General features: G+C 54.2%; 11 protein-coding genes. 7 read left to right on the top strand and 4 right to left on the bottom strand.

What is annotated here, in order from left to right:
* The first annotated feature begins 50 nt into the window (after nucleotides 1-50).
* From rlmKL to rmf, 6 genes are all read left to right on the top strand, one after another.
* Complete coding sequence (gene rlmKL / locus CSE01S_RS10965; RefSeq protein WP_042288037.1) at nucleotides 51-2159, top strand: bifunctional 23S rRNA (guanine(2069)-N(7))-methyltransferase RlmK/23S rRNA (guanine(2445)-N(2))-methyltransferase RlmL; 2109 nt, start codon at nucleotides 51-53, stop codon at nucleotides 2157-2159.
* Nucleotides 2160-2171: 12 nt separating this feature from the next.
* Nucleotides 2172-4079 (top strand): ABC transporter ATP-binding protein, encoded by a 1908-nt coding sequence (locus tag CSE01S_RS10960; protein WP_042288035.1) that lies wholly within the window; start codon nucleotides 2172-2174, stop codon nucleotides 4077-4079.
* Between the two features lie 14 nt (nucleotides 4080-4093).
* Nucleotides 4094-5356 carry a membrane integrity-associated transporter subunit PqiA gene (gene pqiA, locus CSE01S_RS10955; protein WP_042288031.1) on the top strand — a complete coding sequence of 421 codons (1263 nt, stop codon included), beginning with the start codon at nucleotides 4094-4096 and terminating at the stop codon, nucleotides 5354-5356.
* On the top strand, nucleotides 5346-6986 hold the full coding sequence (gene pqiB, locus CSE01S_RS10950; RefSeq protein ID WP_042288028.1) for an intermembrane transport protein PqiB: 1641 nt from the start codon (nucleotides 5346-5348) through the stop codon (nucleotides 6984-6986). The genes pqiA and pqiB overlap by 11 nt, the downstream gene beginning before the upstream one ends.
* Entirely contained in the window at nucleotides 6983-7546 is a 564-nt protein-coding gene (gene pqiC, locus CSE01S_RS10945; RefSeq protein WP_042288025.1) for a membrane integrity-associated transporter subunit PqiC, read from the top strand. Before pqiB ends, pqiC begins: the two co-directional genes overlap by 4 nt.
* Before the next feature lie 256 nt (nucleotides 7547-7802).
* The gene (rmf, locus tag CSE01S_RS10940; protein WP_012905338.1) at nucleotides 7803-7970 is read left to right on the top strand and encodes a ribosome modulation factor; all 168 of its coding nucleotides are present in this window, start codon (nucleotides 7803-7805) and stop codon (nucleotides 7968-7970) included.
* A 96-nt stretch (nucleotides 7971-8066) separates the two neighbouring features.
* Here rmf and fabA read toward each other — a convergent pair whose 3' ends face one another.
* Nucleotides 8067-8585, bottom strand: coding sequence for a bifunctional 3-hydroxydecanoyl-ACP dehydratase/trans-2-decenoyl-ACP isomerase (fabA, locus tag CSE01S_RS10935; RefSeq protein ID WP_000227926.1), 519 nt, complete (start codon nucleotides 8583-8585; stop codon nucleotides 8067-8069).
* A 68-nt stretch (nucleotides 8586-8653) separates the two neighbouring features.
* A complete protein-coding gene (locus CSE01S_RS10930) occupies nucleotides 8654-10414 on the bottom strand; it encodes an AAA family ATPase (RefSeq protein WP_042288020.1) in 1761 nt (586 codons plus the stop codon).
* A 186-nt stretch (nucleotides 10415-10600) separates the two neighbouring features.
* Here CSE01S_RS10930 and matP point away from each other — a divergent pair, with 186 nt between their 5' ends.
* Nucleotides 10601-11053, top strand: coding sequence for a macrodomain Ter protein MatP (gene matP, locus CSE01S_RS10925; RefSeq protein WP_042288017.1), 453 nt, complete (start codon nucleotides 10601-10603; stop codon nucleotides 11051-11053).
* Between the two features lie 78 nt (nucleotides 11054-11131).
* On the opposite strand, the gene ompA is transcribed toward matP, so the two are convergent.
* A complete protein-coding gene (gene ompA, locus CSE01S_RS10920; RefSeq protein WP_042288222.1) occupies nucleotides 11132-12184 on the bottom strand; it encodes a porin OmpA in 1053 nt (350 codons plus the stop codon).
* 355 nt (nucleotides 12185-12539) lie between these two features.
* Nucleotides 12540-13049, bottom strand: a complete 510-nt coding sequence (sulA, locus tag CSE01S_RS10910) for an SOS-induced cell division inhibitor SulA (RefSeq protein WP_042288011.1) — start codon at nucleotides 13047-13049, stop codon at nucleotides 12540-12542.
* Nucleotides 13050-13101: the final 52 nt, after the last annotated feature.

Genomic DNA, 13101 nt, shown 5'->3' with positions numbered 1-13101 from the left:
GTCAGTTTAGCTATAATGCGCAGCAATTTTCTTCGAGTATAAGTGACGATATGAATTCTTTGTTTGCCAGTACGGCCCGTGGGCTGGAAGAGCTGTTAAAAACTGAACTGGAAAGCCTCGGCGCCGTAGAGTGTCAGGTTGTTCAGGGTGGTGTCCATTTCAAGGGCGACACCCGGCTTGTTTACCAGAGCCTGATGTGGAGTCGCCTGGCCTCGCGCATTATTTTACCGTTGAGTGAGTGCAAAGTTTACAGTGACTTAGATCTCTATCTGGGGGTTATGGCGATCGACTGGACGGCGATGTTTTCCCCGGACGCCACCTTTGCTGTTCACTTTAGCGGCCTGAACGACACCATCCGCAACAGCCAGTACGGCGCGCTGAAGGTTAAAGACGCGATTGTGGATTCCTTTACCCGTAAGAATTTACCGCGTCCGAATGTGGACCGTGAATCGCCGGATATCCGCGTTAACGTCTGGCTGAATAAAGACACCGCCAGTATCGCGCTGGACTTAAGCGGTGACGGCCTGCATCTGCGCGGCTATCGCGACCGAACCGGTCTTGCGCCCATCAAAGAGACGCTGGCCGCGGCGATTGTGATGCGTTCCGGCTGGCAACCGGGGACGCCGCTGCTTGATCCGATGTGTGGTTCCGGCACGTTGCTGATTGAAGCGGCAATGTGGGCCACCGATCGCGCGCCGGGTCTGCACCGTGGGCGCTGGGGCTTTAGTGGCTGGGCGCAACACGACGAAGCCATCTGGCAGGAAGTGAAAGCCGACGCGCAAACCCGAGCGCGCAAAGGTCTGGCGGATTATGGTTCGCGTTTTTACGGCTCCGATAGCGACGCGCGGGTGATCGAACGCGCGCGCAGCAACGCCCGTCGCGCGGGGATCGGCGAGCTGATCTCGTTTGAGGTGAAAGACGTAGCGCAACTGAGCAACCCGCTGCCGACAGGACCGTACGGGACGGTGATCAGCAACCCGCCGTACGGTGAGCGTCTGGACAGCGAGCCGGCGCTGATTGCGCTGCACAGCCTGCTTGGGCGCACGATGAAGAACCAGTTTGGCGGCTGGAATCTGTCGCTGTTCAGCGCTTCACCGGATCTGCTCAGCAGCCTGCAACTGCGCGCTGACAAGCAGTTCAAAGCGAAAAACGGCCCGTTGGATTGTGTGCAGAAGAATTATCATATTGCCGAAACCACGCCGGACAGCAAACCGGCCACGGTGGCGGAAGATTACGCTAACCGTCTGCGTAAGAACATCAAAAAGCTGGATAAATGGGCCCGTCAGGAAGGCATTGAGTGCTATCGCCTGTATGATGCCGACCTGCCGGAATATAACGTCGCGGTGGATCGTTACGCTGACTGGGTGGTTATCCAGGAATATGCGCCGCCGAAAACGGTGGATGCGCAAAAGGCGCGTCAGCGGCTGTTTGACATTATTGCGGCAACGCTGTCGGTACTCGACATTGCGCCAAACAAGCTGGTGCTGAAAACCCGTGAACGGCAAAAAGGGAAAAACCAGTATCAGAAGATGAACGAGAAGGGCGAATTCATTGAAGTCGGTGAGTACAACGCCCGCCTGTGGGTAAATCTCACCGACTACCTTGATACCGGCCTGTTCCTTGATCACCGTATTGCCCGTCGAATGCTGGGGCAGATGAGCAAAGGGAAAGACTTCCTTAACCTGTTCTCTTACACCGGCAGCGCCAGCGTCCATGCGGGCCTGGGCGGGGCGCGTAGTACGACGACAGTCGATATGTCGCGAACCTATCTGGAGTGGGCGGAACGTAACCTGCGTCTGAATGGCTTAAGTGGCCGCGCGCATCGTCTGATTCAGGCCGACTGTCTCGCCTGGCTGCGCGAAGCGACGGAACAGTTTGACCTGATCTTTATCGACCCGCCCACGTTCTCCAACTCGAAGCGGATGGAGGACGCGTTTGACGTTCAGCGCGATCACCTGGCGCTGATGAAAGATTTAAAGCGTCTGCTGCGTAAAGGCGGCACGATCATGTTCTCCAACAATAAACGCGGATTCCGTATGGATCTCGACGGTCTGGCGGCGCTGGGGCTGAAAGCACAAGAAATCACCCAAAAAACGCTTTCCCAGGACTTTGCCCGCAACCGCCAGATCCACAACTGCTGGCTGATTACCGCAGCCTGAAAGGATAAGTAAATGTCATTGATCAGTATGCATGGCGCATGGCTGTCGTTCAGCGACGCGCCGCTTCTTGATAACGCAGAACTGCATATCGAAGATAACGAACGCGTCTGTCTGGTGGGCCGCAACGGCGCCGGAAAATCAACGCTGATGAAGATCCTTAACCGTGAGCAGGGCCTGGACGACGGTCGCATTATTTATGAACAGGATCTGATCGTCGCGCGGTTGCAGCAGGATCCGCCGCGTAACGTCGAAGGCACCGTGTACGACTTTGTCGCGGAAGGCATTGAGGAGCAGGCGGAATACCTCAAGCGTTACCATGACGTTTCCCGTCTGGTGATGACCGATCCGAGCGAGCGAAACCTTAACGAGCTGGCGAAGGTGCAGGAGCAACTCGACCACCACAATCTTTGGCAACTGGAAAACCGGATCAACGAAGTATTGGCGCAGTTGGGGCTCGATCCTAACGCCGCGCTGTCTGCGCTTTCCGGTGGCTGGCTGCGTAAGGCGGCGCTGGGCCGGGCGCTCGTCAGTAATCCGCGCGTACTGCTGCTGGACGAACCGACTAACCATCTCGACATTGAAACCATCGACTGGCTGGAGGGCTTCCTGAAGTCGTTCAACGGGACGATTATTTTCATCTCCCACGACCGCTCTTTTATTCGCAACATGGCGACCCGTATTGTCGATCTTGATCGCGGCAAGCTGGTGACCTATCCGGGTAATTACGATCACTATCTGCTGGAAAAAGAAGAAGCGTTGCGCGTGGAAGAGTTACAGAACGCCGAGTTCGACCGCAAACTGGCGCAGGAAGAGGTGTGGATCCGCCAGGGGATCAAGGCCCGCCGTACCCGTAATGAAGGTCGCGTGCGCGCGCTCAAAGCGATGCGACGCGAACGCAGCGAACGCCGCGAAGTGATGGGCACCGCGAAGATGCAGGTTGAAGAAGCAACCCGTTCAGGCAAGATCGTTTTTGAAATGGAAAACGTCAATTATCAGATCGACGGCAAACGGCTGGTTAACGATTTTTCCGCCCAGGTGCAGCGCGGCGACAAAATTGCGCTGATTGGCCCCAACGGCTGCGGTAAAACCACCTTGCTTAAACTGATGCTGGGCCAGCTTAAGGCGGACAGCGGGCGTATCCACGTCGGCACAAAGCTGGAAGTGGCCTATTTCGATCAGCACCGCGCCGAGCTGGATCCGGATAAAACGGTCATGGATAACCTGGCGGAAGGTAAGCAGGAAGTGATGGTGAATGGCAAGCCACGCCATGTACTGGGCTATCTGCAGGACTTCCTGTTCCATCCTAAACGGGCGATGACGCCGGTGCGCGCGCTTTCCGGCGGTGAACGCAACCGACTGTTGCTGGCGCGGCTGTTCCTTAAGCCCAGCAATTTATTGATCCTCGATGAACCCACCAACGATCTGGACGTCGAAACGCTGGAGCTACTGGAGGAACTGATCGACGGTTATCAGGGCACTGTTTTGCTGGTTAGTCACGACCGTCAGTTTGTCGACAATACCGTGACCGAATGCTGGATCTTTGAAGGCAATGGCAAAATTGGCCGCTATGTCGGCGGTTACCACGACGCGCGCGGGCAGCAGGAACAGCATCTGGCGTTTACGCAGTCAGCGGTGAAGAAATCGCAAGAAGTGGTTGCCCCAAAAGCAGAAATTGTAAAACGCGGCAGTAGCAAACTAAGCTATAAACTGCAGCGCGAGCTGGAACAGTTGCCTCAGTTGCTGGAAGAACTGGAGGCGAAACTGGAGGCGTTACAGGCGCAGGTTGCGGATGCGTCCTTTTTTAGCCAGCCACATGAACAAACGCAGCAGGTTCTCGGCGACTTAGCGCAAGCGGAGCAGGAACTTGAACAGGCCTTCGAGCGCTGGGAATACCTTGAAGCGTTGAAAAACGGCGCGTAATGAAAGGAGCGCATATGTGCGAACATCACCATGCCGCAAAGCACATATTGTGCCCGCAGTGTGACATGCTGGTGGCATTGCCCCACCTTGAGCATGGGCAGAAAGCGGCATGCCCGCGATGTGGCACAACGTTGACGACAGAATGGGACGCGCCGAGGCAGCGTCCCACTGCCTACGTATTAGCGGCGCTGTTTATGCTGCTTTTGTCAAACTTGTTCCCATTTGTGAACATGAATGTCGCCGGGGTGAACAGTGAAGTCAAACTGCTGGAAATTCCCGGCGTGCTCTTTTCTGAAAATTACGCCAGCCTCGGCACCTTCTTTATCTTATTTGTTCAACTCGTTCCGGCATTTTGTTTATTGACCATTTTGCTGCTGGTGAACAGGGTAGAGATGCCTGGACGGATTAAGGCATGGCTTGCGCGTATCCTGTTTCAGCTGAAAAGCTGGGGGATGGCGGAGATCTTTCTCGCGGGCGTGCTGGTGAGCTTTGTTAAGCTGATGGCGTATGGCGATATTGGCGTGGGCAGCAGTTTTGTTCCGTGGTGCCTTTTTTGCGTGCTGCAGTTGCGCGCGTTCCAGTGCGTCGACCGCCGCTGGCTGTGGGATGATATTGCCCCGATGCCCGCTATCCGGCAAACCCTGAAACCTGGCGTGCCGGGTATCCGTCAGGGGCTGCGCTCCTGTCCGTGTTGTACGGCAATCCTGCCAGCTGAGCAGCATGTTTGTCCGCGCTGTCAGACGACGGGCTACGTGCGCCGCAGAAACAGCCTGCAATGGACGCTGGCGTTACTGTTTACTTCAATCATGCTCTATCTTCCGGCCAATATCCTGCCGATCATGATCACCGATTTGTTAGGCTCCAAAATGCCCTCGACCATTCTGGCCGGGGTGGTGTTGCTGTGGAGCGAAGGCTCTTACCCGGTCGCGGCGGTGATTTTTATCGCCAGTATAATGGTGCCGACGCTGAAAATGATCGCGATAGCCTGGCTGTGCTGGGATGCCAAAGGCCATGGCCGACGCGACAGCGAGCGCATGCACCTGATTTATGAGGTAGTAGAATTTGTCGGACGCTGGTCGATGATCGACGTGTTTGTGATTGCCGTACTCTCCGCGCTGGTGCGTATGGGAGGGCTAATGAATATTTATCCTGCGATGGGTGCATTGATGTTTGCTTTAGTCGTCATAATGACAATGTTTTCTGCGATGACATTTGATCCGCGTTTGACGTGGGATCGTGAACCAGACCATGAGGAGTCCGGACAGCATGGAATCTAAAAATGGGCAAGCCAAAGTTCAGAAGGTGAAAAACTGGTCTCCCGTGTGGATTTTCCCCATCGTCACCGCACTCATTGGGGCATGGGTCCTGTTTTACCACTACAGTCATCAGGGGCCGGAAGTGACCCTGATCACCACCAACGCTGAGGGGATTGAAGGGGGGAAAACCACCATCAAGAGCCGAAGCGTGGACGTCGGGGTGGTGGAAAGCGCGACGCTGACTGACGATCTTACACATGTAGAAATTAAAGCGCGCCTCAATTCCGGAATGGAAAAGTTGCTGCATGAGGACTCGGTCTTCTGGGTGGTGAAGCCGCAGGTGGGCCGCGAAGGGATCAGCGGTCTGGGTACGCTGCTTTCCGGCGCTTATATTGAGTTGCAGCCGGGTCGTAAAGGCAGCCAGCCGGAAAATTATCAGTTGCTGGATTCCCCACCGCTGGCGCCGCCCGATGCGAAAGGTATCCGTGTTGTGCTGGACAGCAAAAAAGCCGGACAGCTGAGTCCGGGCGATCCGGTACTGTTTCGCGGGTATCGCGTCGGTTCCGTTGAAACCAGCACTTTCGATGCGCAGCGGCGCACCATTAGCTACCAGCTGTTCATCAATGCGCCAAACGATCGCCTGGTCACCAGCAATGTGCGTTTCTGGAAGGACAGTGGGATAGCGGTGGATTTGACCTCCGCGGGCATGCGCGTTGAGATGGGCTCCCTCAGCACGCTGTTTGGCGGTGGTGTTAGCTTTGACGTGCCGGAAGGGCTTGAACAGGGCCAACCGGTAGCTGAAAAAAGCGCCTTCAGGCTTTATGACGATCAACGAAGCATTCAGGATTCGCTGTATACCGACCATATCGACTATCTGATGTTCTTTAAAGATTCGATTCGCGGTTTGCAGCCGGGCGCACCGCTCGAGTTCCGCGGTATTCGTCTGGGGACCGTGAGCAAGGTGCCATTCTTTATGCCGAACATGCGTCAGGTGTTTAATAACGATTACCGCATTCCGGTGCTGGTGCGCATTGAACCTGAACGCCTGAAAGCGCAACTGGGTGAAGAGACAGACGTCGGTGCGCATCTGGCCGATCTGCTCAAACGGGGTCTGCGTGGCTCGCTGAAAACCGGCAATTTGGTGACCGGCGCGTTGTATGTCGATCTCGACTTCTATCCGAAAGAGCCGCCGTTAACCGGTATTCGCGAATTTAACGGTTATCAAATCATCCCGACGGTAAGCGGAGGACTGGCGCAGATCCAGCAGCGACTGATGGAAGCGCTGGATAAGATCAACAACCTGCCGCTGAATCCGATGATCCAGCAGGCGACCAATACGCTGTCGGAAAGCCAGCGCACAATGAAGCATCTGCAAACGACGCTGGACAATATGAACAAGATTACCTCCAGCCAGTCGATGCAACAGCTGCCAGCGGATATGCAGAACACTTTACGTGAACTGAACCGCAGTATGCAGGGCTTCCAGCCGGGGTCCGCCGCCTACAACAAGATGGTTGCGGATATGCAGCGTCTCGATCAGGTGCTTCGTGAGCTGCAACCGGTGCTGAAAACCCTGAATGAAAAGAGCAACGCGCTGGTGTTTGAAGCGAAGGACAAGAAAGATCCAGAGCCTAAGAGGGCGAAACAATGAAAAAGTGGCTAGTGGCGATGATGGCGTTCTGGCTGACGTCATGCAGCTCAGGTGGAGAAAATAAGAGCTATTACCAGCTTCCGGTTGCCCATAGCGGCGCGCAAAGTACGGTGAGTCAGAGCAACCGTCTGCTGTGGGTGGAGCAGGTTGCGGTGCCGGATTATCTCGCCGGAAACGGAGTGGTTTATCAGACCAGCGACGTCCAGTACGTCATTGCCAACAATAACCTGTGGGCCAGCCCGCTGGATCAACAGCTACGCAATACGCTGGTCGCCAACCTGAGTACGCAGTTGCCCGGATGGGTAGTCGCCTCTCAGCCGCTGGGAACGATGCAGGACACGCTTAATGTGACGGTCACTGGTTTTCACGGTCGCTACGATGGCAAGGTGATTGTGAGCGGCGAATGGCTGCTGAACCATCAGGGACAGCTGATTAAGCGTCCTTTCCACATTGAAGCCGTGCAGACCAAAGACGGTTACGATGAAATGGTGAAAGTGCTGGCAACTGCGTGGAGTGAGGAGGCCGCCGCTATCGCACAGGAACTGAAGCAGCTTCGCTAGTTTAAACTTTTGTAAATCTTACCGCCGTGAACCCCTCGTTTACGGCGGTTTTTTTATGCCCGACGCGGGAAACAGGAAGTTGTTCCGTCTCACATTTTTTGTACAACTGAGTTATTCAGTAGCTCACAAATATGACATTGGTGTGAATTTTGCGCATTGACGCAAGAAGGGTTTCGCGGTATTCGTTTAGTGTGATTGCACATTTCGTAATCACTGTTTTCTTTTCCACCAGATACAAGTATGAGGGAAACGAGGCATGAAGAGACAAAAACGAGATCGCCTGGAACGGGCACATCAACGTGGTTATCAGGCCGGCATTGCCGGACGCTCAAAAGAAATGTGTCCCTATCAGACGCTGAATCAGAGGTCGCACTGGCTGGGAGGTTGGCGAGAAGCCATGGCTGACAGGGTGGTAATGGCCTGATTCTGTCTCTTTAGAAAAAGAAACCTCCGCGTTGCGGAGGTTTCGCCTTATTAAGCGCGCAATTTACTGTGCATGGACAGTGTTGCAGCGGCTAAATCAGAATGCGGATGTGTCCTGGAACAGGCCGACTTTCAGATCGTTCGCGGTGTAGATCAGACGACCGTCTACCAGCACTTCGCCATCAGCCAGACCCATGATCAAGCGACGGTTAACGATACGCTTGAAGTGGATACGGTAGGTGACTTTTTTCGCCGTAGGCAGAACCTGCCCGGTAAACTTCACTTCGCCTACGCCGAGAGCGCGGCCTTTACCTTCGCCACCGAGCCAGCCGAGATAGAATCCAACCAACTGCCACATAGCGTCCAGACCCAGACAGCCCGGCATAACCGGATCGCCGATGAAGTGGCATCCGAAGAACCAAAGATCCGGATTGATATCCAGTTCTGCTTCAACATAACCTTTGTCGAAGTTGCCGCCGGTTTCGGTCATTTTGACGACACGGTCCATCATCAGCATGTTCGGCGCTGGCAATTGTGGGCCTTTTGCGCCAAACAGTTCACCGCGACCAGAGGCAAGAAGGTCTTCTTTTGTATAGGATTCGCGTTTATCTACCATGTTCTCTGTAAGCCTTATTTTAGTGAAGCACGCAGGATAGCTAACACGTGTACGCTGAACAAGTCCGATCAGTTCGGAACAAACCAGTTCAGCCAGCGCAGCGGCCAGGGAAAACGATGACGTCCTTCCTGTTGCGTCGCCTGGGCGATACGCTCCTGGATAGTTTGCATCAGCGTCGTCTGGCCTTCGCCATCCCACGCCAGATTTAACAGCAGCGGTAGCGCGTCGGTCACGTCATCCACCGCCCAGATAGTGAATTTTTCTTCTTCTACAGCCTTCAGTAGCGCGGGTGGCAGACTGAGATGCCTGACGTTGGCCGCCGGAATAATGACGCCCTGCTTGCCGGTCAGCTCACGCTGCTGGCAGATGGTGAAGAAGCCTTCGATCTTCTCGTTTAACCCGCCGACCGGCTGAGCGCGGCCAAACTGGTCCACGGAACCGGTAATCGCAATATTCTGATTAACCGGCACGTCCGCCAGCGCGCTGATGAGGGCGCAAAGTTCAGCCATCGAGGCGCTGTCGCCGTCCACTTCACTGTAGGACTGCTCGAATGTCAGCGAAGCAGAGAAGGGAAGCTGTTGTTCAAGCTGAAGTTCCGACATCAGGAACGCCTGCATAATCATCATGCCTTTCGCATGGATATTACCGCCCAGCTCGGCTTTACGCTCAATATCGGTGAATTCGCCGTCGCCGATATGTACCACGCAACTGATGCGCGAAGGCTCGCCAAAAGCGCGCGGATGGCCCGGAAATTCAATCACCGACAGGGCGTTGATTTGGCCGATGCGTTCCCCTTCCGTTTCAATCAGGATTTGTTCCTGGAGGATTTCATCCTGCATGCGCTCCGCGAGAAAACCTTCGCGCCATTCGCGCTGCGCCAGCATCAGGCTTAGTTGCTCACCGCTGCAAAGATCATTCTGGCAGAGCGGAGCCACTTCAGTGAACTGCCTGATGATCCACAGCGGATTCAGCGGCAGCGTATCCTGCTCGCCGGTATAGCGCACGGCTTCACGCACCAGCACTTCCCAGGCGTCAGGGGCGGGCGTCGGCAACTGGTTACGCTTTGCGATCCAGGTCACCCACTGGCACCACTGAATCATGGACTCTGCATCCACAATTTGCAGGTTATCTTCAAATTCGCTGTAGATAGCCTGTTCCGCAAGCTCCGGCTCCATCTCCTGGAAATCGGCCAGCGATTCGCGCTCGCCCACCAGCAACACGCTGAGCTTCAACGGCATCGAAGGCACAGAAACCGGCAGTGGGCGAGATTCATCAAAGGCGACCCAATCGAAGCGCTCGCGGCTGACAATGGCTTTCAGACGCATCCACAGCAGCGGCTGGGCGAGCAGGGTACGCAGCGAGATCACCAGCACGCCGCCGTTGGCCTGATGCACCAGACCCGGCTGCAGAGTGATGTCGCCGTTAAACTGACGCAGGCAGCCAAATAGCTGCTCCGCTTCTACCCAGTCGGCAATCACCACCTGTGAAGTGGTCGCAAAATTATCTTCCGCGCGTTCTGCCTCACGATAACGAATGGTATGCCCGGAAACCTCGTAGTGGCCGCCCGTCAGGCGACCGGCATCGTGTTGCAGCGTGCGCGCAGCCTCTGCAAGAAGATTGAGATACTCAAGCTCCTCGGGGGCTTTCGCCAACATAAAAGGAGAAGAGGCTCTGGGCTGTAATAACTGCTCCAGGGCAAACTGTAAGCGTGGTTGAGTATCACTGAGTAACGTGTCGGTTTCGTCAATGACGTGTGGCTGTGCAAATATTTCCTGATAACTTTCTGTATCAGGAACCAGATCACGCCATGCAAGTTTCGTAATGGTCAAAGTTGATGTTTTTTAGTCTGTTGTAAAAGACGCGATTATACCGCAAACCTCACCGCTTCACACAGGGAAAGCGAGAGCAAAACGTCGTGGCCGGTGTCGCGTCGCTCACAGCGTGAAGATTCTTTTCTTCGAAAGGCGAAAAAGCTGATATTCTGATAAGAGTGACACGGTAACGTTGAGATCGCTATGAAATATCAACAACTTGAGAATCTTGAAAGCGGTTGGAAGTGGAAGTATTTGGTGAAGAAGCATCGCGAGGGAGAATTGATCACCCGCTATGTGGAAGCCAGTGCTGCCCAGGACGCCGTGGAGATGTTGCTTACCCTCGAAAATGAACCTGTGCGGGTGAACGTCTGGATTGAAGAGCATATGAATCCGGCGCTGTTTAACCGAATGAAGCAGACAATACGCGCAAGACGTAAACGGCACTTTAATGCTGAACATCAGCACACGCGCAAAAAATCAATCGATCTGGAGTTTATGGTCTGGCAGAGACTGGCGGGGTTGGCGCAACGGCGTGGTAAAACTCTGTCAGAGACGATCGTGCAACTGATTGAAGACGCCGAGAATAAAGAAAAGTATGCCAGCAAAATGTCCTCGCTTAAGCAGGATTTGCAGGCGCTGTTGGGCAAGGAATAGCTGTTTATACTGATAGCATGTCGGCTGAAAAATGGTATAAAAAAACCCCGCAAAGCGGGGTTTTTAGTAGACGGAAACTTAAGCCTGAGGCTGAGTTACAACGTCTTTAACGCCTTTAACTTCGATCTCAACGCGACGATCCGGGGCCAGGCAGTCGATCAGGGCAGCGCGAGCTTTCACGTTGTCACAGGTGTTGCCAGTAACCGGGTTGGATTCGCCCATACCACGTGCGGAGATTTTGTCAGCCGGGATACCTTTAGAGATCAGGTAATCAACAACAGACTGAGCACGTTTTTCGGACAGACCCTGGTTGTAAGCGTCAGAACCGATACGGTCAGTGAAGCCCAGAACCACTACGGAACCGTCTTTCGGATCCAGGTTGCTCAGCTGGCTGTACATCTGATCCAGAGCCTGCTGGCCTTCTGGTTTCAGGGTAGCTTTGTTGAAGTTGAACAGAACGTCAGACTTCAGAGTGAAGTGCTTGGTCTGTACTTCTGGAGCCGGAGCCGGTGCCGGAGCGATCGGCGCAGCTTCTTCCTGCTGACCGAAACGGTAAGAAACACCCACGCTCAGCAGACCGTTGTCTGGACGCGTACCGATGGTGTTAGCGTCACCGATGTTGTTGGTCCACTGGTATTCCAGACGGGTAGCGATGTCGCGAGTCATAGCCCACTCGATACCACCTGCGAATACTGGGGAAACACCCGTGTCGTGATCTTTGAAGGATGCGCCACCAGGAACGTTAGCCTTGGTGTCTGCACGCCATACCATACCACCCAGACGAGTGTAGATGTCCAGATCGTCAGTGATTGGGTAACCCAGTTTAGCGGTCAGCTGAACGCCCTGAGCTTTGTAAGCGCCGTTGATGTTGTCGCCTTTGTACGGCATACGACCTAACCAGTCGTAACCCATTTCAAAGCCAACATACGGGTTAACCTGATAACCACCAAAAGCACCTGCGCCCAGTTGGTTTTCGTGGGTCGGGCCATTGTTGTTGATGAAACCAGTGTCGTGGTACTGAGACCAGCCCAGTTTAGCACCAGTGTACCAGGTGTTATCTTTCGGAGCGGCCTGCGCTACGGTAGCGAAACCAGCCAGTGCCACTGCAATCGCGATAGCTGTCTTTTTCATTTTTTGCGCCTCGTTATCATCCAAAATACGCCATGAATATCTCCAACGAGATAACACGGTTAAATCCTTCACCGGGGGCCTTGCTCAATAGTTACTCTACCGATATCTGCGGCTTATGCCGAGCACCCCTGGCGATGTAAAGTCTACAACGTAGTTGGAAACTTACAAGTGTGAACTCCGTCAGGCATATGAAAAAAAAACGCTTGTATACAAAATATTTAACATTTTGGATGTCGAAATTACGAGGAAAAATACGCGGAAACCGCTTCCGACAAGCGTTCGCGCAAAAAATTCAATACGCCTTAAAAAAAGTGGGCAAGGCGAAAAAAAATTCCAGGATAAATCCTAATTTTACTCAGTGATACAAATTTGAATGAATTTTTAGCCCAGTTTGGTGTCTCGTCGGATGGGTATGCGCGCTAACCGGGCGCATGATAAACCCCATCGCATTTCCTTCATCAGCGGCTTTAACCAATTCGGCATGCTCCTCTTCCGTTAACTCGTCGGCCAGCCAGCCAATGACCACGCTGTAGTTGCCTGTGCGCAATGCGCGAACCATCGATTCCAGCGTGTGGCAGGGAGAGAGCTGACGAATCTGCATGACCTTAGAGAGCGGCAACCCGGCCGACTGAACCCATTCGCGGCTCAATTTTTGCTGCGGCGTCAGCCACAGCTGCCAGCGAGACTGCTGCCCTAACTGCTGAAGAAGCGGTAACAGCAGTAACTGCGTCATCATGGGCTGGTCTTCACGATAGACCACTTCACTGATAAGCCCGGCAGTGGCTTTCTCGGTTGAAACGCGCGCCATTTTGTTCGCTGTTGAGGAGAATGACGAAGAACGATTTGCGTAGCCTGAAGTGTACATAATCAATCCAGCCCTGTGAGTTACTGTATGGATGTACAGTAACCCTGATGCC

Source organism: Citrobacter sedlakii NBRC 105722 (assembly GCF_000759835.1).
Classification (GTDB): Bacteria; Pseudomonadota; Gammaproteobacteria; order Enterobacterales; family Enterobacteriaceae; genus Citrobacter_A; species Citrobacter_A sedlakii.
Note: the sequence above shows the minus strand (reverse complement) of the source record. Positions and strands in the feature narration are given on the sequence as shown.